The 19,746-nt window shown below is 41.1% G+C and carries 17 protein-coding genes; 9 read left to right on the forward strand and 8 right to left on the reverse strand.

Features of this window, described 5'->3' with window-relative positions; genetic code table 11:
- Positions 1 to 218: 218 nt before the first annotated feature.
- Both DXD25_RS11520 and DXD25_RS11525 read left to right on the forward strand, forming a co-directional pair.
- Positions 219 to 512, forward strand: a complete 294-nt coding sequence (locus tag DXD25_RS11520; RefSeq protein ID WP_117663633.1) for a nucleotidyltransferase family protein — start codon at positions 219 to 221, stop codon at positions 510 to 512.
- A complete protein-coding gene (locus DXD25_RS11525; RefSeq protein ID WP_117663634.1) occupies positions 505 to 873 on the forward strand; it encodes a DUF86 domain-containing protein in 369 nt (122 codons plus the stop codon). The genes DXD25_RS11520 and DXD25_RS11525 overlap by 8 nt, the downstream gene beginning before the upstream one ends.
- 72 nt (positions 874 to 945) lie before the next feature.
- Here the strand turns inward: DXD25_RS11525 and DXD25_RS11530 are convergent, their stop codons facing one another.
- Positions 946 to 3,249 carry an outer membrane beta-barrel protein gene (locus tag DXD25_RS11530; RefSeq protein WP_117663635.1) on the reverse strand — a complete coding sequence of 768 codons (2,304 nt, stop codon included), beginning with the start codon at positions 3,247 to 3,249 and terminating at the stop codon, positions 946 to 948.
- A gap of 161 nt (positions 3,250 to 3,410) precedes the next feature.
- Between DXD25_RS11530 and DXD25_RS11535 the strand changes: the two genes are divergently transcribed.
- Entirely contained in the window at positions 3,411 to 3,641 is a 231-nt protein-coding gene (locus tag DXD25_RS11535; RefSeq protein WP_117663636.1) for a hypothetical protein, read from the forward strand.
- A gap of 214 nt (positions 3,642 to 3,855) precedes the next feature.
- Here DXD25_RS11535 and DXD25_RS11540 read toward each other — a convergent pair whose 3' ends face one another.
- The 3 genes from DXD25_RS11540 to DXD25_RS11550 are packed head-to-tail and all read right to left on the reverse strand — an operon-like array spanning position 3,856 to position 7,591.
- Positions 3,856 to 6,390: an outer membrane beta-barrel protein gene (locus DXD25_RS11540; protein WP_158556332.1), complete on the reverse strand. Its 2,535-nt coding sequence runs from the start codon at positions 6,388 to 6,390 to the stop codon at positions 3,856 to 3,858.
- Positions 6,391 to 6,407: 17 nt separating this feature from the next.
- Positions 6,408 to 7,094 (reverse strand): DUF4974 domain-containing protein, encoded by a 687-nt coding sequence (locus DXD25_RS11545; protein WP_233522296.1) that lies wholly within the window; start codon positions 7,092 to 7,094, stop codon positions 6,408 to 6,410.
- 17 nt (positions 7,095 to 7,111) lie between these two features.
- Complete coding sequence (locus DXD25_RS11550) at positions 7,112 to 7,591, reverse strand: sigma-70 family RNA polymerase sigma factor (RefSeq protein ID WP_117663639.1); 480 nt, start codon at positions 7,589 to 7,591, stop codon at positions 7,112 to 7,114.
- Positions 7,592 to 7,893: 302 nt separating this feature from the next.
- Here DXD25_RS11550 and DXD25_RS11555 point away from each other — a divergent pair, with 302 nt between their 5' ends.
- The 4 genes from DXD25_RS11555 (at position 7,894) to DXD25_RS11570 (ending at position 12,234) form a co-directional block, all read left to right on the forward strand.
- A complete protein-coding gene (locus tag DXD25_RS11555; RefSeq protein ID WP_117663640.1) occupies positions 7,894 to 8,661 on the forward strand; it encodes a radical SAM protein in 768 nt (255 codons plus the stop codon).
- A gap of 45 nt (positions 8,662 to 8,706) precedes the next feature.
- The gene (locus tag DXD25_RS11560; RefSeq protein WP_117663641.1) at positions 8,707 to 9,528 is read left to right on the forward strand and encodes a bifunctional hydroxymethylpyrimidine kinase/phosphomethylpyrimidine kinase; all 822 of its coding nucleotides are present in this window, start codon (positions 8,707 to 8,709) and stop codon (positions 9,526 to 9,528) included.
- 152 nt (positions 9,529 to 9,680) lie between these two features.
- Positions 9,681 to 11,267: an ATP-binding protein gene (locus DXD25_RS11565; RefSeq protein ID WP_117663642.1), complete on the forward strand. Its 1,587-nt coding sequence runs from the start codon at positions 9,681 to 9,683 to the stop codon at positions 11,265 to 11,267.
- A 28-nt stretch (positions 11,268 to 11,295) separates the two neighbouring features.
- The gene (locus tag DXD25_RS11570; RefSeq protein WP_117663643.1) at positions 11,296 to 12,234 is read left to right on the forward strand and encodes a DMT family transporter; all 939 of its coding nucleotides are present in this window, start codon (positions 11,296 to 11,298) and stop codon (positions 12,232 to 12,234) included.
- Positions 12,235 to 12,278: 44 nt separating this feature from the next.
- Here DXD25_RS11570 and DXD25_RS11575 read toward each other — a convergent pair whose 3' ends face one another.
- Entirely contained in the window at positions 12,279 to 14,375 is a 2,097-nt protein-coding gene (locus DXD25_RS11575) for a hypothetical protein (RefSeq protein WP_147327902.1), read from the reverse strand.
- A gap of 203 nt (positions 14,376 to 14,578) precedes the next feature.
- Between DXD25_RS11575 and DXD25_RS11580 the strand changes: the two genes are divergently transcribed.
- On the forward strand, positions 14,579 to 15,352 hold the full coding sequence (locus DXD25_RS11580) for a helix-turn-helix domain-containing protein (RefSeq protein WP_233522297.1): 774 nt from the start codon (positions 14,579 to 14,581) through the stop codon (positions 15,350 to 15,352).
- Positions 15,353 to 15,476: 124 nt separating this feature from the next.
- On the forward strand, positions 15,477 to 16,034 hold the full coding sequence (locus tag DXD25_RS11585; RefSeq protein WP_117663645.1) for a hypothetical protein: 558 nt from the start codon (positions 15,477 to 15,479) through the stop codon (positions 16,032 to 16,034).
- 125 nt (positions 16,035 to 16,159) lie between these two features.
- Here the strand turns inward: DXD25_RS11585 and DXD25_RS11590 are convergent, their stop codons facing one another.
- From DXD25_RS11590 to DXD25_RS11600, 3 genes are all read right to left on the reverse strand, one after another.
- Positions 16,160 to 16,957: an Ig-like domain-containing protein gene (locus DXD25_RS11590; protein WP_117663646.1), complete on the reverse strand. Its 798-nt coding sequence runs from the start codon at positions 16,955 to 16,957 to the stop codon at positions 16,160 to 16,162.
- A 119-nt stretch (positions 16,958 to 17,076) separates the two neighbouring features.
- Positions 17,077 to 17,871 (reverse strand): bifunctional 2-polyprenyl-6-hydroxyphenol methylase/3-demethylubiquinol 3-O-methyltransferase UbiG, encoded by a 795-nt coding sequence (locus DXD25_RS11595; RefSeq protein ID WP_117663647.1) that lies wholly within the window; start codon positions 17,869 to 17,871, stop codon positions 17,077 to 17,079.
- A gap of 74 nt (positions 17,872 to 17,945) precedes the next feature.
- Positions 17,946 to 19,664, reverse strand: coding sequence for a sigma-70 family RNA polymerase sigma factor (locus tag DXD25_RS11600; protein WP_117663648.1), 1,719 nt, complete (start codon positions 19,662 to 19,664; stop codon positions 17,946 to 17,948).
- Positions 19,665 to 19,746: the final 82 nt, after the last annotated feature.

Below are 19,746 nucleotides of genomic sequence, written 5' to 3' on the forward strand. Positions count from 1 at the left end.
ACGTCATTTTCTTCTTGTTTCTACTCTTATATACAAGCTTTCCTGAAATCAATTACCCCTAAAATGAAGAAATTTTCTATTTTTTTCGAAAAACTTATGCAAAGGTAATAAAAAACACCATAAAACCAAGAATTTTGAACTATCATTGCAAGAAAACCCTGCAAAAACTTGGAACATAAAAAATAAAATCGTATATTTGTGGCAAAAATGGAAAGATAATGAATACGACAAACGATTATATTACCATACTTCGCAAATACCTGAGCACCAAAGCAGATGCTTATGGCATTACAAAGATAGGAATCTTTGGATCTGTGGCTAGAAACGAACAGACCGAAGACAGCGATGTTGATGTTTGTGTGGAAATGAAAAAGCCCGACTTATTTACAATGGTTCACATCAAGGAAGAACTGCAAGAGCTCTTTGGTAAGCCTGTAGATATTGTCCGACTTCGCAATAACATGAATCCGATGCTTTTGAAGCAAATTAAAAGAGATGGAATCTATGCATGACGAAGAACTCTTATACTATTCACTCAAACGAATAGCTTCAACTATTGAAAGAATCATCAACAACTCCAAAACAATTGATGATTCTCAATACTATGTACTTTCTCCTGCTGGCATGGAACGTCTCGAAAGTACCTGTATGTTGCTCCTTGCAATAGGAGAAAGTATCAAAGGTATTGATAAAATGACTCAAAAGCAGCTTCTACCTAACTACCCAGAAGTAGATTGGAAAGGAGCTATGGGTATCCGTGATATTATTGCTCATCACTATTTTGACATAGATGAATCTATTGTCTTTGATGTAGTCAAGAACAAACTCCCTGGAATGTTAGAAACAATCAATAAGATGATAGAAGAATTATAAAAAACATCGGTCAAGCAAAGAGCAAACCAATATGGTTTTGCCTTCGCTTGACCGATTTCAAACCTAAGAACTCTACTTCTTCAAAATAGAGATACCCTCTTCTGTGCTATTCAAGACTTTGCCGAGTTTATGTTTCTTCTCAGCATTCTTGCGGAAAGTATATCTTAGAATTACCCATGGACGGAATTTCTGGTCCTTGTAATGATTCTCTATTACAGAATGGAAAGATCCGTCAACCGTCGTCACCTTGCTTTGATATTCACCCGTAAGATGCTGTAAGCAGACACCCATATAAAAGTCTGGCGTAAAATTGAAATTTACCTGAAGATTGGCAACTGACGGATGCTTATATCTGGTACAAGCCAATGCCGTGTAATCTCTTGAATTATAATCTACATCACCATAGAATGAAAAGTTTTTCACTTGTGCGTTAAAGCCAAATGAAGCATAAGCAGAGTTTTTGGCATCTTGCCCCATATAACGATCGGCTTTCCAGCCCCCACCGGCATAGACCCGTCCCCACTTAAAACGATAACTCAAATCTGCGCCTGCTGATACTCGGGAGAAATGCCCAGTGTTGGCATAAGTGCTATAATAAATGCCCCCATCGGAATAACCGTAGTTTTCTATCACATCACTTACGTATTTATACCCAACAGTAGGGATAAAGTAGAGTTTTCCGACATTCAAAGTATATGACATAGAGGCGTAATGTGTCATCTGAGGTTTCAGATTCGGGTTACCTAAACTTACAAACAATGAATCTGTTGATGTATTGTAAGGATTCAGATAGGCGACATTCGGAGCCATATTTGTAAGCTGGTAACTTAAGCGAACAGAGTTGTGTTTGTTGGCTATCCATGTCATACTAACATTGCCCCTTGGACGGAAATAACTGTAGCTGGCTTCGCCTGCCTTTGCCCATATACCCTCCATTCCTATTGATGCATTATAGCGTAATTGCTTGAAAGAACCACCATAACCTACATACACATATTGATTATAGCTATGATGTTTGAAAAGAGGATTTTCACCAATGGCATTATCGATGTCATCCATAATAAGCGTACTATGACTTCCCGCTATAAGAGAGCTATTGTTGGCATATTCTTTGGAATAGTCTATATTAAAACTTCCAGAATGACGCTTGTTGTTATATAGAGTATTAGCATCAACCTGCTGCTCGTCGTAATAATCTACACGATTGGCACTATAATCGTTTTTATTGAAATTGTATGCTAAGCGCAACTCCAAATCACTACTTTTTGAAAATGAATGTTTGTAATACAGACTCGTTGTGAGAATATTACTCTTATTCTTATCAAAGGATTGAAAGCCATACAACTGCGAAATATCCGTAAGATAATTTCCCTGTGCCAAGCTTTTTCCTTCTGTAGAATTATATGAGTCGTAGAACTGAGCCGCAAAGTAATCATTAGACGTAATCAGATACTTCAGTAACAATTCCCCTATCCATTTGTGAGTGTCATTACGAGTTGACTGGTCATAAGTCTGTTTATAACCTGTGTTCGTGCGATTAACAGAAGATTCCACATCTTCATGATATTTATAGTGATAGGCAGCTCTACCATAAAGACTTATCTTATGGTTTCCCACTTCAAAATACCCCACACCAAAACCATTGCCAACAGGAATTTCATGACGTGTTGCCCCTTCAAGCCATAAATATGGTTTGGTATGTCTTTTTAGCTTTATGTTCAAAATACTCGTAACACCTTCTTGCAAATAGCGGGCAGATACTGAGTTTACAACCTCAACAGACTCAATGTCTGCTGGAGAAATCGGTCCGATACCCGAATTGACCATATTGCCATTGATGAGAATCAAAGGAGCTTTACCGTCAAGTGTCTTTACAGACGAAGTGTTAGCATCTGATATGATGGCAGGAATCTCCTGCAAAGCCCTGAAAGGATTGCTCATTTTCTTGGCTGCAGACGACAGATAGAACACTTCACCATTAGCTGTCCTTTTTACTATTTGGCTACGGTCTGCAACAACTGTCACTTCTCCCAATTCCTTTGCCTCTTCTATTAACTGAAAATTACGACGGGTTGAACCTTTTATTTTAAGAGAATCACTTACCGACTGATAACCCAAGCACGTCACCTCTACAATATAATTACCGTCAGGAACATTCTTCATTGAAAAATGCCCTTTTTTATCAGAAGCGGTGGTTTTAAATATCTTTCCATCTAGTATAAGCAGGACATAGCCATCTGCAATTCCGCCATTTCCTTCCTTCGACACAATTTCTCCATGAAAAACATTCTGCTGTGAAACTCCCGAATTGGGCTCCTGCGCTTTTACCATGACTAATGATAGCAAGCTGATTATAACGAATAAAAATCTCCTCATATTTCTTTCGAGTTAGTAAAACCTTATATTTCGCTTACAAAAGTACAAAAAAAAAACAACAACACAACAAAACGACAGAATTTAACCATATTTAATTAAAATATAACAAAACAACAAAGGGACTTAATAAAAAACATCGGTCAAGCAAAGAGCAAACCAATATGGTTTTGCCGGAGATGTCGGAGTTTTTCCATACATCGCCAGCTTTGGCTTCTCCTCACCCTCCCACTCTGCAAGATGCTGAGAGGGCAAGGAAAGAAGAAAGAGTTGCCCCAAAAAGAGGAAGTAACAGAGATAAAAAACATATCTATGTAAACAATATTCCAGGAAATACATATTCGCCTGAAATGCTAGAAAAACGGGGCATAAAGAGATTTAAAATTTTCCCTTAAGGAAAAATAAAAATATCCTTAAGAGAAAATATATTTTTCCTTAAGGGAAGGAATAAATCTCCTTAAAGGCTTTTTGGGCTCACGCCACACCTGTAAAGATTCCATCACAAGACAAAATTTTAATCGGTCAAGCAAAGAGCAAGCCAATATGGTTTTGCTTTCGCTTGATCGATTTCAAACCTAGACAACTTTTTCAAGTGGACTCAATGAACCATCAATAATCCTTGATAAAACTCTTTGAATTGGCAGACTTGAAAACCTGGTCGCTATGATTCTTCTTGTCCTGCCCATTAAAGTTATATCTGAAACCCAACATCACCAAATTCTGTCTTGTACTGAAGTTGTTGCAATAGGATTCCTGGACTTGCGCAGTCTGTACGGTATTCCATATATGCTTATGGGTAAACAGATAACGCATTCCGAGACTGATGTCAAAGCTTTTCGATATGGAATAAGATATAGTAAACTGTGATTCCGGAGAAGTCTTATACCTTGCCTCTGGCGTTGAATTCTTTACCTCATTCGTATCAAACATTAAATTGACATTGACTCTATCATTGTAATATTGTCCCTGGAGCATCCCGTAGAAATAGTTATCAGAATAGCCTGCACATTTCACCCAATTCTGTTGTATCATCCCCAATAAGACAAAGTGAGGAATCATATACCGGACAGTTGCGCCACAGTTATACAGATTGTAGCTGTTCTTATCGTTATAGTAAGACATCACCACTTGCTGCATATTCACCTTGCTATACTGGGCTATGCGCTGTCGGATATTCTCATATTGAGCAAAAACATCTATGTACAGAGACTTAATATTGGCTGTGTAATCCAATTGCAAATCATGAGTATATGCCGGTTTGATGTTCTTATCTCCTACATTCACAAACAGAGGATTAGTGGCAGAGTTTACATCACACAACTGGTCTATCTCCGGATTCGAACTTGCATATTCATAAGAGAATTCCAAATTGTGATTGGTTCCCATATGATATGACAAGTCTAAGATCGGATGCCAATTGACAAAGCTGAAATGGTCGTTCCCCATACTCCTATACGCGATGTTTATTCCCGAGGAAGCAGAAACATCAAGATTTCCCATGTTCTTTTCTACCTCAAGATAGCCATAATTGTTGCACTCATTATATTTTGACAGAGTATGGTCAGCCTGCGACTGGATGTTGTGCCACAGGAATACGGAATTGGCTCCTATCTTCCAATTAGCTGCAACCCATGGAAAGGCATAATCCAGTCCACCATTCACTTCTTTTTGTCTATACTTAGCAGAGTAAAGATATTCGGTTTGATTCTCCTGACGCTTAGTGGTATTTGTATTGTAGGAATAGATGCCACTAAAATGGAATGTCAAGGAAGATGCTTTGCCGAATGAAGATTTATGATACAAATTCATTTGATACTTGTATAAGTCATCATCATATTTACGATGATAATCCAAAATATTATTTCCGAGCAAGTCATCTTCTGATGAATATTCTATCTTACCTGTATCGAACGAGTTTTGAGGAATCAGTTCAAATACAAAGCCTAAGGAAGAGACCGATTTGTCTGTCCACCGGTAATCTCCTCCTACCATAGCTTTCCAATCTTTATAATAATTGGTGCGTTCGGTTTCTGTATTTTGATTCTTGCCAGACACGGTTAATGCATCTGTTGTCTTCGACTTATTATCCAAAAAGGCGAAACCGGTCAACCCAGAGTAGATAGAAAACCTGCTCTTATCGTAGGAGAAGCTTGCATCAGCCGAACCAAAAGCCACGACGGGATGAGACAATACTCCCATGTTGAAGTATCTGCTCACTTCCTTATGCTTTTTGGTTATGATATTGACAACACCAGAATATCCCTGTCCCATATATTCCAAAGGAACGCTGTTTGAAACTTCCACCTTGTCGATCATAGCTGGTGAGATACTTGCCAAGGAGTGAGATTTGGGAATACCATCTATCAAGACCAATGGCGCACCACCTTTGGCGAGACTGATGGCTTTCATCGTCGGATCAATACGCAGATCTGGGACTTCTGTCAAGGCTGTATAAATATCCTTGGTTTCATTGGCGTGGTGACTGAAAAAGAAGGTCTTGACATTTCCCTTCTTCTTGACGACATGTCCTCTTTCGGCTTTCACAACCACCTTCTGCAGGTTCATCGTTGCCTCCTTCAATGTTATCGACCCAATTTTACCTGTATTATAAGTATCTACAGCCGTATGATAGCCCACACAACTTACTCTAACTATCGCCTTTGTGGCTCCGCAGGGAATCACGAACTGGCCGTTCTCATTCGTCACGCCACCATTTATCAATGAAGAATCACTAACATTCAGCAGGGCTACATTGGCGAAATCTACAGGGCGTTTCTTATTGTCGATGATACGGCCTATCATCTTGGTGGGAGTCTTCTGCGTACACTCCACAATAATATTATCCTCCACCTGCGTCATCTTGATGGGATAGAATCCTATCAGCTGCATGATGGCATCGGGAACACTCTGGTTTCTGATGCTCTTGGTTACCCTGAAATCCTCCAGTTCATCATACACGAAGTTGATGGTGTACTTATGCTGGCGGGCGTTCAAATCCTTCAACGCCGCAGAGAACGACACATTATTATATTGTCGGGTGATGCGCTGGGCATAAGACTGCTGAACCAAAAGCAACAGGAAGAGGAGAAGAAGCTCTCTGACAGGCTTGCCGTTAACGGGCATTGGTTTCCAAAAATCTCTCATAAACATTTCCTCCTATCTTATTTCACCATCAATGTACCGCCAATATACTCTATCTGTATGCGGTCGAAAGCATTCAAAATCTCAAGGTTCTGCTCCAAAGTCTTCGTCTTGTTCCAGTTGAAGAAGAGACGGATGTGCTGGGCACCGGCATCTACATACTCCACCTTGACATGATAGAAACCGGATAGCTGAGCCAGAATGGTTCCCAATTCAGCATCATCAAACACCACCGGCTTCATATCAAGCGAATCCTTGTTTTCTGCTGTTGCAGCACGAATACTGTCATTCGCAAGCGCCTGGGGTATTGCCTTCTGTTCTGTCGCAGCCTTGTTATCCGCTGCCTGATCAGAAGCCGGGAATCCCAACCAACCATTGTGAATCGCAGCCAAGGCTACACCCGAAAGAAAGATGATGCCGACGATGGATGCAGCAATCTTCATCCGGTTGCGATAAACGCTCTTGAATTTGCCGGCATCTATCTCCATCTTACCCTCGTGATGTGCCTGAACAAATTCCTTCCAAGCCCCATCCACATCCACCTCCTTCGGATTGGCTTTCTTGCCAGCCATTCTCGCCATCGCCAGTTCATGGAAGAACTCCTTCACTTCCTCATCGGCAAGCAAGTGCTCCACCTGCTCGTCGGTATATTTCTCGGGATGCTCCTGCATGTCAAAGAGCATCATCCGCTTTTCGTCTTTACTCATGTTTGTCATTGTCTTGCTCATTTAAATTGTTTCTTAATCCAGTCCATCGCCTTCGAGAGATGGTTGAATACCGTCACCTTGCTCACTCCCACTTCATCAGCCACCTCCTGATAAGATTTCTCTTGAAGATAGCGCAGGCGGAAAATGAGTTGCCGGATAGGCGGTTCCAGGTCTTCGATGAGAAGCATCAGCCGGTCGAGCCGTTCGTCGGTCTCTTCCGAGAGAATCACGTCAGCATCATCCAGCAGCAGCTTCGCCACCCTTTCCTTCACGCTCTTATGAGCTATCAGGTTGAGACAGCGGTTGCGTACGCTCCGCATCAAGTAACCTTCCTCACTTCCAGGCACCAGAACCACATCATCGGCAAGAATCTGGGCGAATACTTCGCTCACCACATCCTTGCTCTCGTCATCATCCGAAAGAATGCATCTGGCCAGATTGTACATCTTCGCGTAATGCTGACGGAATAACTGTTCTATGTCCTTTTTTCTGTTCATATACTATCTATACAGTTGAGCCAAGCGAAAAACTAAGCAAAACATCAACTTTTTTGTTTTTTTCTTTAAATCCGAATCGAAATCACCAAGAATCTCCCCGGATTGGAATGCAAAAGTACACAAACTATCGGAGATAGAAGACAAATGGTAAGGATAAATCGATTTTCAGTTGATTTATTTGTTCATTCCAACATTTTTTAGTACTTTTGCCCACCAAATTACGAACAAGTAAATAAGATTGGTATAAAATAGGTATTACCAAGATAAAATAAAGAATAGATTAGATAAAGGAGAATAAGATTATGTCAACGATTATTTATCCATCACCGATATTCGGTCCGGTAAACTCTCGCCGTCTGGGAGTTTCACTGGGCATCAACCTTATGCCATCTGATGGCAAGGTCTGCTCATTCGACTGCGTTTATTGCGAATGCGGATTCAACGCCGACTTCCGTCCTAAGAAGAAGCGCCCTACCCGCGAGGAGGTAAGAGAAGGATTGGAGAAGGTTCTGAAAGAGCGCCACGACAACAACCAGCCTCTGGATGACATCACCTTCGCAGGAAACGGTGAACCTACGGGACACCCAGACTTCAAGGGAATCGTGGAAGATACGATGGAACTCTGCAAGAAATATTTCCCTGAAGCACAAGTATCCGTACTCAGCAACGCCACCTATATATATAAGGAGGAAGTGAGAGAGGCGCTGATGCTCGTGGATAACAACATCCTGAAACTGGATACCGTGGATATGGATTACATCAAGAAGCTGGACCGCCCTCAGCAGCCTAACTACGACGTGAAGGATGTGATCAAATATCTGAAGATGTTCAAGGGGCACGTCATCATCCAGACCATGTTCCTGAGAGGTGACGGTTTGGACAATACCAGCGAACACTTCGTAGCTCCTTGGCTGGAGGCAGTGAAAGACATCCAGCCTCAGCAGGTAATGGTTTATACCATCGCCCGCGAAACACCAGACAAGTTGCTGGAAAAGGCACCAAAGGAAGTTCTCAATGCCATCAAGGACCGTGTAGAGGCTCTGGGCATCAAGTGTACAGCCAGCTATTAAGAGATAATCAGGATAAGAAAGAAAAGCAAGTAGAAAAAAGAAAGAATGAAAGCGAAAAGTAATATCCTTATTATCAGCGATATGTGTGGTTACGGAAAGGTATCTGCCGCAGTTCAGATGCCTATTCTCTCTTATATGGGACTCGACGTGTTCAATCTGCCAACCATGCTCATCAGCAACACCTTCCCATACGGCAAGTACGCCATTCTGGAATGCACTTCGTATATCGAGGAAGCCTTGCAGAAGTGGAACGAACTGGGCATTCACTTCGATGCCATCACCACGGGTTTCATGGCTTCGGAGCGTCAGGCTAAGCTGGTGGCACGCTATTGCAGAGAACAGGCTGCACTGGGCACCGACATCTATGTGGATCCAGTGATGGGCGATTACGGCAAGCTCTATGGTGGAGCCAGTGAGAGTACCGTGAGATGCATGAAGGAGATGCTGAGCGTATCGCATCTCTGTTTTCCCAACTATACCGAGGCTTGTCTGCTGACGGATTCGGAATATAAGGAAGAGGGAATCTCTGAGAAGGAAGCCTATGAACTGATAGATAAACTGAGAGCCATCGGTTCCCACTCCGTGCTCATCACCTCGTGCATCGTAGAGGGTCAGCATGCCGTGGTAGGTTTCAATCATCTTACAGAAGAGTATTTCCTCCTGCCCTACGAAGAAATCCCCGTTCAGTTCCCGGGCACCGGCGACATCTTCTCCAGCATCATCGTGGGCAGACTGAAGGATGGCGATCATCTTCGCCATGCCACCCGCATCGCCATGGATACCCTGCGCAACTGGATAGACATCAACAAGGATGACAAGGACAAGAACCGCGGAATTCCGATAGAAAGACATCTGGGGGACTTGTAGATCGGATTTCCGGGCATCCTTGCCTTGAACCTCGGCTGAGTCTCTTGGGCTAGTATAAAAACTAGCCTTCAAAGAAAACAATTGCACTTGATTATTTGCATATATCAAATAATAATTGTAAATTTGCGGTGGAAATATAAACTTCGAAGATTATGGCAAAGGAAAGAATCTATCCCGTTGGGGTGCAAACCTTCAGCGACATCATAGAGGAAGGTATGATCTATGTAGATAAAACCGCCCTCATTTACAATATGGCAAAGAAATACAAATATGTGTTTCTCAGCCGTCCACGCCGTTTTGGTAAGTCCCTGCTAAGCAGTACGCTGCACTCTTACTTTGAAGGAAGGGAAGAGCTTTTCAAAGGACTCGCTATCGAAACTTTGGAGAAAGAATGGACAGAATATCCTGTACTCCATTTCGATCTGTCAACCTTCAAGAACTGCGATTTATCTCTCTTTCCTGAAAAATTCGACATGCAATTACGCAGGTTCGAAAAGCAATTCGGAATAGAAGATATGAGGAAAAGTGCCGGTAACCGCTTAACCCAGCTCATAGAACAGGCAGAATCGATGACCGGCAGAAAAGTCGTTATCATTATTGACGAATACGATGCTCCTCTACTTGATGTGTTGCATGATGAGACCAAACTGGAAGCTGTAAGAACTATCATGCAGGAGTTTTATGCGCCTATTAAAGCCAACAGTTCGCATATTCATTTTGCCTTTATCACGGGAATCACAAAATTCTCTCAACTCAGCATCTTCAGCACCATCAATAATCTTACCAACATCAGTATGGATCCGGAGTTTTCTACCATCTGCGGCATCACCAAGGATGAACTGGACACCGTTCTGAAAGAAGATATTGCTTTGCTGGCTAGCAAAAATCATGTATCATTCGAAAGAATGAGAGAATTGCTAAGAGAAAACTATGATGGTTACCACTTCAGCCGGGAAGGTGAAGATATCTTCAATCCATACAGTCTCATGAGAAGTTTTGCGGCAGGATTCATCGACAACTACTGGTATGCTTCGGGGACATCAACCTACCTGATTCATCAGATGCAACATTTCCATACAGATGTCACAACACTTGACGATATGTTTGCCTTTTCCTCATCCTTCGACCGTCCTACGGAAAAGATGAGCGATGCCTTGCCTTTGCTCTACCAAAGCGGCTATCTTACCATCAAAAAGTATGACCCGCTGAGCAATGGGTATTATCTAGGCATTCCAAACAAAGAGGTAAGGGCAGGATTAATGGAGAATCTCCTTCCCATCTATTCCGGCAAGAGCGATAGCCAGTCCTTAGGTTTTGCAGCACTCTTCTATCGTGACCTGCTGACGGGTAACATAGACCAAGCCATGGAGCAGATGAAGGCTTACTTTGCTTCTATTCCATACCCAGAGGGAGGAAAGAGCGTATTGGAGAATATGCAAAAGAGCGAATATTATTATGAGACTATTCTCTACATCGTTCTTTCAATGATGAATGTGGCAACCTATACACAAGTAAAAAGTTGCAGGGGAAGAGCTGATGCTGTAATGTTTGCTCCTACAGCAATCTTTGTCTTTGAGATAAAGATCAACAAACCTGCCCAAGAGGCTTTGGCTCAAATAAACGAGAAAGGTTATATGATTCCTTACTCCGCAGATGAAAGAAAAATATATAAAATAGGTATCAGCTTCAGTACTCAAACCAGAACAGTAGAAGACTGGGAATTTGAAGAGGTAAAATAACCCTTCAATACTCCTACAATAAATATAAATGGAAAAGAAAGAAACAAATACACTCAGTATATTTCAGCGCCCGGTATGGGTAAGCCTGTTCGCCCTTACGGCTGCTATCTCGTGGGGATGGGCTTACCCATTGATTAAAATGGGAATGGAGGAATATCAGATTACAGCAGACATGACCGGAAGCAAGATGCTTTTTGCAGGCATCCGCTTCTTCATCTCCGGCATCATCATCCTTGCCATCGCCAGAAGCTCGCACCGTAAATTCGGATTCAAGAAGAAAGCTGTTCAAGAGAATGTCTGGTTCCTTCTCCTCTATGCACTCCTCAACACTACCCTTCATTATGCCTTCTTCTATTTCGGACTCTCGCATAATGCAGGAGCACGTTCAGCGATACTCAATTCTATGAGCGTCTTCACGGTGGTTATCCTTGCCTGCATCTTCTTCAAGAGCGACAGGATGACGTGGCGAAAGGCATTGGGCTGCATCATCGGCTTCCTGGGCATCCTTGCCTTGAACCTTGGCGGAAAGGAAAGCGGAAGTTTCACATTCCTGGGCGATGGTATGATTATCCTCAATGCCCTGTGTGGAGCCAGTGCTTCCCTGCTGACCCGAGGATTGAGCAAGAGGGTGGATGTTTTCGTAGGAACCGGTTATTCGCTAAGCATCGGTGGAGCCTTGCTGTTGATTCCTGCATTGTTAATGGGTGGTTATCTGCCAGTCATCAGCCTCTGGGGCATCACCATCCTTCTGCTGCTCATTGCCATCTCAACCATCAGTTTCGCTCTCTACAACAAATTATTGAGCTGCAATCCCGTAGGAAAGGTAGCGATATACAATTCGCTCATCCCCGTAGTAGGAGCCATCACCTCCTGCCTCTGTCTTGGTGAAACCTTCTACTGGAAGTATCTGATAGCAGGCGCATTGGCTACTGCCGGAATTTATATCATCAATAAAGGGAAGAAATAAATTCCGGCTGTTGCCCATGCAACCCATATAGAAAGCAAAGCCACCTATTTCAAGATACCCGTTTCGCGCTCCTCATTGTTGATATTCCGCTGTATCTTACGGTAGTCCTTTCCCCGATTGATATTCCAGGCAACACCGATACGGAACAAATTACCTTCCGAATTGTCATAACCACAAACCTGCTTACGGAGTAATGCGTTGACGATTTCTGCTGAATAGGATTTCGGATGAGCCATAAACGGATTATGCATATAGAGCGTAAAATCGAAATCACCTATATGATAACTGGCTGAGGCAGCCAATGAAGGAGGATTATGCCCGATGTTCTCTCCCTCCATAAAGTTCCAACCGTTATCAGCATACAGTATCACAGTCCATTTTCCCCAATATCCCTGTAATGTTCCACCATAATTATAAGCGGTATAACAATGACTGTACTCATCGCCCTTATTGAAAAAACGGTAAATACCTGCGTTCACAGATAATATAAGGTGGTCGGGGATAATGTCAAACCGGGTATCATTCGTAAGATACAACATATTACAATGGGGCTGATTTGTCTGGGAATAAAGAAACTGATCATTTTCCGTGCGGGTGTATTTCGCCAAATCACAATGACGATTGATGCGATAATTCAAGGTAAAATCAGTATTTATCCTTGGTTTACTGAAAGAGAACGCAACCCAGTTCTCATATCTACTGTTAGGCTTAAGCGAAGGATTACCCACAGTCCATTCCATACTGTTCTTTCGAATACGGGTATCCGAAATCATAGCTATCTGCGAAATATGCTGTGATAATTCACTTCCCAAGCGGATCTGAAACGAAGAAGAAAGGGAATAAACTAAAGTGAGTTTCGGACGACAAAGCCAAAAACTAAATTCCTCATCTCCCTGTCGATAAGACTGATTACTCAACCCGAAGCCAGCCACATAAGTTAAACGGGATGTTCCTTCCTTGAATTGTCCCAAACTTCCCTTGATTTGTGCAAAACCATAAATACCCAATGAACGGATACCATTCTCGCTAACCACATCACCCAAATACTGATTATCCATATATTTCCAGTTCAAGTTGGTTCCTGCAGAAAATGTAAAGGGTTTCAACCGGTTTTCATAGATAGCCTCGGCTATGAGCGAATAGGTCTTTCCATCTACCTGATATTGATAGGGTTCACCCTCACCTTCATAATAGGCTCCTTTGGTGTGGATATAAGTGCCCAAAACATCTGCCGACAAAGACTGATGCTTTCCCAACTGATGATAGAAATACAAATCGAGAGCAGGAGTAAAATCCCTACCCTTGCTGGTTCTGTAAACAGGATACGCAGGCTTCCCTGATTCAGAAAACCACATCTCATTCGATGTATAAGGCTGATTGCAGAAATCCGTGGTAAGCGTTGTCTGGAATACATATAAGGCAGAATCAGCCAGATTATACTTCAACTGCAATGTATTATCATAATTTCGAGTTGCCCCATGCATGATTTTTCGAGATATCTGATACTCAGAACCATCATGTAGAAGATACTGAGCATCCTCATTATATTCGGATGCCTTATTATCCACATAAGTCTGCTCATATAAAATATTCAATTGGCTCTTGCCCCTATTGACAGATGCATAGACATCGTTCGAACCGAGCTTGGTAGTTAGCGCATTAGTCAGGTTGAAGCCCAAACTGCCACCCGATGAAGCCCTGCGGGTATGAATATCTATCACATATGCAATATTCTTTCCATATCTTACGCCAGGACTGTCGATATAATCTACACTCATAATAGAAGCTACATCCAGCATCTGCACGTCATGCATATTGGCGAGAATGCCATTGATACGAATCTGCACTTCTCCTTTATTATCGGTAGCAGAAATGGAACGGCCAGCCTCATCAACCCTGATATGAGGCAAAGCCAACTTTCCCAAAAGCGAAAAACCAGAAAAAGAACGCTGCTTCTGAATATCGCTTGGGAATATCAACTTGCCATCTTCCTTGTTGACTACTCGTGCCGCCTTCACAACAACCTCTTGCAAGGCTATAGAATCATTCGATACCTTCTGGATCTCCTGGGCACTTATTTCTGCACAAGAGATCAATGCCCACAGCATCACCATAGCTGTTAACAATTTACTTTTCTTCATTGTCATCATATACTTTTCTAAAACTAGTTTTCTGCTGCAAAGGTATCAAAAAGAGAAGACCAAAGCGAAAAATATGACTGACATGAGTCTGACATTTATCAATTAACGAATATTATATCTAGTTTTATTCCATCTTTCATAGAATTTCTGTACTTTTGCATTTGAATCTTTAAACAGTATATCATTTAAACAGAATAGATAATATGAAACTGAAAGCATATCATTCCATCCTCATCTTCGCCATCCTTGTGATGTCTGCGGCATTCTCCAGCGTGAGTAACTACCGCAAGGCACAGTATGCCATTGTACAAGATATGAACAAAGCTTTGGCTCTGACTCTTCAGGAAAATAAATATCAATGGATTACGCCTGATACCATCCAGAGCTACCGCTCACATCTCAGCATCGACCTGCTGAAGTCGACCAGTAATCTCTGCTATGTGATGGAAGACAGAAGAAGAGGCAAGAACAATTCCCAGCTGGTAAATAGCGCCAACCTACTCAGCAGCAAACAGATGCTCCTCAACGAGCATTCTATCCAAAGTTATGCTAACTGTTCGATGGCAGATGTTTTGAGTATGAGCAACCAGCGGACATCTTTGACGCTTACCCTCATGGCTATGATTTGGGCAATTGCATCGCTATACTATCATCGCAGAAAACAACCCTGGAATCATGAGACTGATATGTTCGGCACCATGTGCTATTCTCAAGACGAGGATTCCTTCTACAATCAGGAAAGCGGACAAGCCATCAAGTTTACTCCGATGCAGCACCAGCTGATGCAACTCTTCTTCAACAATACGCATCATCAACTCTCCAAACAGGAGATTTGTGATGCTCTTTGGCCCAAGAAACCGGATGCCAGCGAAACGCTCTATACCTTGATTCGCCGTATCAAACCGGTGATTGAGCAGAATAGCAACCTCATGATTGAGTCGGAAAGAGGCAAGTCTTACCGACTGATAATCAGATAAGTTCAGAAATGTCAGCCAAATGTCAGGCAAATAACAGTCAAATGTCATACTTGTTATTTGGCAGTTTTCAATCTTCTTCATACCTTTGCAGCAAAAATACAAAAGGAGCAAAAGAAGCAAAGATATGAAGAAGATTTTTTTGATAGCAGTTGTCTTGCTGATGATGATAAACTTCATCATCAACTATCATCATGAGGCTACGAAAGAGCAGCATACACCGATGGCGGATTTCAAGACCAAGGTAGAGATGGCGCCCATGAAGGAATACAATGATCCGGACTTCGGCTACGTTGTCAAGTATCCTTGCTTCTTCCAGCAGGAGGATACTTCGGTATCGGGATATCAGGGCTATGCCCGCTTCTCATTCACCAATCATGCCAACATCATTCTGGAGAGTTACGTTACCCCCAACTATAGCAACACCCTCCAGGCTTGTGCCGATTCTCTAGCCCAGAAGCTTCATTCGGAAAGGACGATGCAGGCATCGAATAAGGCATTCATCCTCTCCGGTCCTGTCTATGAAAACGGAGTAAGAGTAGATGGCTACAGTCATTACGATAAATTCATCAAGAGTGGCAGAATACTCTTCGTCTATTCCCTCACCTATCCCGACAGTTACAAGCCAGCCATGCCCCGACTGTTCAAACTCATAGACGACTGGAAAGTTTTAGGGGCATATTAATCTGCCTTGAAGATATCTTCACGAGCCTCTTGGAATTGTATAAATACAACAATCCCGAGGAAACGTTTCTTTAGAAATCTTTCCTCGGGATTTATCCACAAAAATGTTACAAGAAACACTCTTACTTATTTGTCCGGCTCCAATTCCTCTATTGCACAAATGGCTTGTAGCTCGACCTTTTTAATGTGAGGATAAGTCTTCTTATAATTATCTGTCACATCTTTAAAGATACTCTCACCGTCACTATAGAATGTAGCCAAGACAACTGCTCTATAATCTTTGAAAGGCAACAAATACCAAACTTCTGTATTATCAGCATTTTGTTGGATGTTAAGAACTCCCTCCATACGAGTATTTCCTTCACTGTCAGTTATGGTAAGTCTTTTGGTTATAACACCAAAAGGATTATTAGTAGGAGTACGGAAAGTATAATATTTATAGAACTTGTCGTTCTCTATGGCATCGGCTGCGATAGCTGCGGAATCCTCGGAAGAAACGCCTTCAACTAAACATTTTCTATTTACCACATATATCGTTCTATATATCTTCCAACGGGCAGTCCAATTTTTTACTTCTACCTTTAAGATAGCAGAATTTCCGTCTGAGTCGGTTACGGTTATAGTCACATTTCCCTCAGAAACGCCACTTACGTATATCTCCTTCTCAGACTCATTTGAAGAACACGAAACCTTGGCAACACTATCATCAGAAGAAGTTGCTGATACTTTACCTTTAGCTCCATTAACATTCACCTTGCTGCCACTATCGGTATAGGTTGTAAGAGTGTTAATAACAATCTGCTTACCAGTAATTATATCACCGGTTACTTCGTCATCAGTGAGCTGAATTCCAGAATCATCATCGCTACAACTTGTCAAACAGAGCAAAGCTGCTAATGCCATAAGAATCATTCTAATTTTCATACGCTTCTTTATATTAAAGGGTTATAACTAATTAATAAACGCAACTCGTTTTCAAAACTTGCATGAGATTTCTCTTTTTACTTTTTTATATTCTATCACTCTACAAGAGAGTATTACTTTTACGTATTGCTCAAATTCAATATGTACCAACAAGAAGTAGTGAAGAAATTTCTTGCATACTTAATTTTCCAAACAAAACGAGGCAACAGCGATGGAGTAAGCTTGAACTTCTGCTTATAATGAGGATTGATAAACCAAAACTTCTTGTCAACAATAGAAAATTCACATTTTTTTATCAATTTTTCAAATAACTCTATACTTGTTCTGCACTCTTTTATGCTCATCAGCTCGCTTATAGTACCCTCTTCCTCTTTGCATAGTTTCAATAATGAATTATACATAGAGTTTGGTAACAGATGTATGAACGGAAAGTGCGAACAGAGTTTGCTTCGGCAAATCTGTTGATGTCCACCAAACGGCATCTGCCATGCAGGGAATCCGACAAAGAGAACGCCTGTTGACTTTAGAAAACTTTTGAGGTGTAACAGAAATTTTCCTTTCGCTGGAACATGTTCTATTACATCATGTAATAGTATCACGTCAAACTTTTCCTCTTCATTGATTGGCGCATGGTATTTCATAAAGTCGCAACACACGAATGTGGCATTTTCGCAGATTTCCGAAAAGTATGCTTTCGCATCTATTATTCTGCATTCTGCTATGTCTATTCCTGTAACTCTACAGCCAAGTTGGGCAAAGGGGACTAAATTGCCTCCTTCGCCACAACCCACCTCTAATACTCTACTTTTCGAAGTCAACTTTTTGAAAGTTGATAAATAGCTGACGTAAAACTCTTTAGAGGTAATTTCCAAGTCATGGAAGTACATCTTTCTATCTGTATGTCTTTTCTGCATATCTATATAATGTTTTGACCTTTTATCATATAGATACAAATTTGCCAAAAAGACTGCATGCGAAAAGAGACTTTTTACCAAGAGAACCTTATTCCAAATGGAACGGTAAATGTGAATGGACGTTCTGTCCAAGCATTCTTAATACAGCTACCATTCGGAATGTACCAATTCATAGTTGGTTCTATAAACAGATTCAGATTTGGTGCAAACTGATATTGGATTCCGATGTTTGTATTTACAGACCACTGTATCGGGAGCGTCAGTTTCCAATCTGTTGTGTATGCAGACTTATCTCCAACGATATAATCTGCATCAGTTTTTCCATATACAGGAATCAGAATACCTGTGCCTACAGAACCATAAGTTGACAATCTCTTGAACTTCATAAATTGATAAGACAGTTTGAAAGGAACACCAAGATAGTGGAGCTTTTGTTCCTTGTCAACACGATAGCTGCCAGTACCAAGAATGAGATATGATTTCAGATAAGAATATTGAAGTCCTGTCTCTAAACTCCATCTTTTACCTATGTTTTTATTTGCAGCAATGCTCAATGTTATTGGCTTGTCATGATGTTCTACTTCTACTATTTCTCCACTATTGTGGTCTGCAATATCTGCCATGGCTACATTTTCTGTAGTAGGGTCTGCCTGGGAAATGCGATGTAGTTCTTTTGCATAGTCTTCCCATGTCGTGAAATACTTCCCAGAAGGGTTGGTTGGGTCTGTTGGCTGGTCCGGACCAGAAGGCAAATCATTAGTAATATCGTTACTTTTCATAAACTTACATACACTCTGTACAAGAGTCGTACCTAAAGAAGTTGCAGCCAGTAATTGCCACTTATTCCTTTTGTGAACCTCAAGATTTTCTGTAATCCATGATTCCTTATAGAGATTAGGGGCGATGATAGAATCTTTTACCAAGATACTATCAGTTCTATTTACAGCAAACTGCTTTTCATCTTGCAATGTATCTGTTATATGTGCAATTATATTATGTTTTATTTCCGTTGTATCATCACGCATTGCTGCTATAGTCTCTACGGTTAGTATCTTGTGATAAAGAGTATATGGATTCTGCTTTGAGGTACAGTTTGTAGAGTCAACATCGTTCTTTGATGCTGGACTAACTTGACCTTTTATTTTACGTCTGCGTGTTATATTGGTATCATTTTCTGAAATAAGCTGTTTTTGGGTTATAAGTTGCTTATATACAGGAATAATAATGAGAACCAATACCATAATTAGTATTGTTCTCTGGCTCAATTTGTTTCTCAACAAAGCCTTAGCTCTCGCTAATTGCGAAGAAGAACTGTGTGGAGCTATATCAAGCAACTTTGCAATTTCCTGATGAGACAAACCATCTAGCACAGAAAGCTTGAATACCTTTTTGTATCCAACTGGTAATTTATCGATTTCAGCCATAATATCCTCGTATTGGATAGAAGATACTGTATTTCTACAATCATCACAGCTGTCAATCACACTTTCATCTATGTCTGATAAAGAAATATATCTAAATGTATTACCCTTTTCTTTGTATTTTAATGCAAGATTAGAAGTTATACTTGTAAGCCATTGACCGAATCTGTTAGGATTCTTCAAATCTTTCAAAGATACAAGCGCTAGTATAAATGCATCTTGGACAAGGTCATCAATGACATCCTTGTCCTCTTTAAGAATATTAATACATATACCTTTCATTTTAGGATAATATATCTGATACAATGTGCTGAAAGCACTATTATCTCCTTGTTTTGCTTTAAATACTAAAGTTTGTATATTTGAATCCATGAGTATATTATTTTTGTACTATTTATATATAGATATGAAACCAGCATGAATACTGCACAAAAAATAGTTAAAGAATATAAAA

This window comes from Prevotella sp. TF12-30, assembly GCF_003436715.1.
Classification (GTDB): domain Bacteria; phylum Bacteroidota; class Bacteroidia; order Bacteroidales; family Bacteroidaceae; genus Prevotella; species Prevotella copri_A.

Excerpts from the sequence above, each read along its gene's own strand:
- DXD25_RS11545 (WP_233522296.1), bottom strand. The coding sequence starts at position 7,094 with ATGAGTAAAGACGAAAAGCGGATGATGCTCTTTGACATGCAGGAGCAT.
- DXD25_RS11540 (WP_158556332.1), bottom strand. The coding sequence starts at position 6,390 with ATGAGAGATTTTTGGAAACCAATGCCCGTTAACGGCAAGCCTGTCAGA.
- DXD25_RS11590 (WP_117663646.1), bottom strand. The coding sequence starts at position 16,957 with ATGAAAATTAGAATGATTCTTATGGCATTAGCAGCTTTGCTCTGTTTG.
- DXD25_RS11600 (WP_117663648.1), bottom strand. The coding sequence starts at position 19,664 with ATGGATTCAAATATACAAACTTTAGTATTTAAAGCAAAACAAGGAGAT.
- DXD25_RS11525 (WP_117663634.1), top strand. The coding sequence starts at position 505 with ATGCATGACGAAGAACTCTTATACTATTCACTCAAACGAATAGCTTCA.
- DXD25_RS11585 (WP_117663645.1), top strand. The coding sequence starts at position 15,477 with ATGAAGAAGATTTTTTTGATAGCAGTTGTCTTGCTGATGATGATAAAC.
- DXD25_RS11555 (WP_117663640.1), top strand. The coding sequence starts at position 7,894 with ATGTCAACGATTATTTATCCATCACCGATATTCGGTCCGGTAAACTCT.
- DXD25_RS11575 (WP_147327902.1), bottom strand. The coding sequence starts at position 14,375 with ATGAAGAAAAGTAAATTGTTAACAGCTATGGTGATGCTGTGGGCATTG.
- DXD25_RS11570 (WP_117663643.1), top strand. The coding sequence starts at position 11,296 with ATGGAAAAGAAAGAAACAAATACACTCAGTATATTTCAGCGCCCGGTA.
- DXD25_RS11565 (WP_117663642.1), top strand. The coding sequence starts at position 9,681 with ATGGCAAAGGAAAGAATCTATCCCGTTGGGGTGCAAACCTTCAGCGAC.
- DXD25_RS11520 (WP_117663633.1), top strand. The coding sequence starts at position 219 with ATGAATACGACAAACGATTATATTACCATACTTCGCAAATACCTGAGC.
- DXD25_RS11550 (WP_117663639.1), bottom strand. The coding sequence starts at position 7,591 with ATGAACAGAAAAAAGGACATAGAACAGTTATTCCGTCAGCATTACGCG.
- DXD25_RS11580 (WP_233522297.1), top strand. The coding sequence starts at position 14,579 with ATGAAACTGAAAGCATATCATTCCATCCTCATCTTCGCCATCCTTGTG.
- DXD25_RS11560 (WP_117663641.1), top strand. The coding sequence starts at position 8,707 with ATGAAAGCGAAAAGTAATATCCTTATTATCAGCGATATGTGTGGTTAC.
- DXD25_RS11535 (WP_117663636.1), top strand. The coding sequence starts at position 3,411 with ATGGTTTTGCCGGAGATGTCGGAGTTTTTCCATACATCGCCAGCTTTG.
- DXD25_RS11595 (WP_117663647.1), bottom strand. The coding sequence starts at position 17,871 with ATGCAGAAAAGACATACAGATAGAAAGATGTACTTCCATGACTTGGAA.
- DXD25_RS11530 (WP_117663635.1), bottom strand. The coding sequence starts at position 3,249 with ATGAGGAGATTTTTATTCGTTATAATCAGCTTGCTATCATTAGTCATG.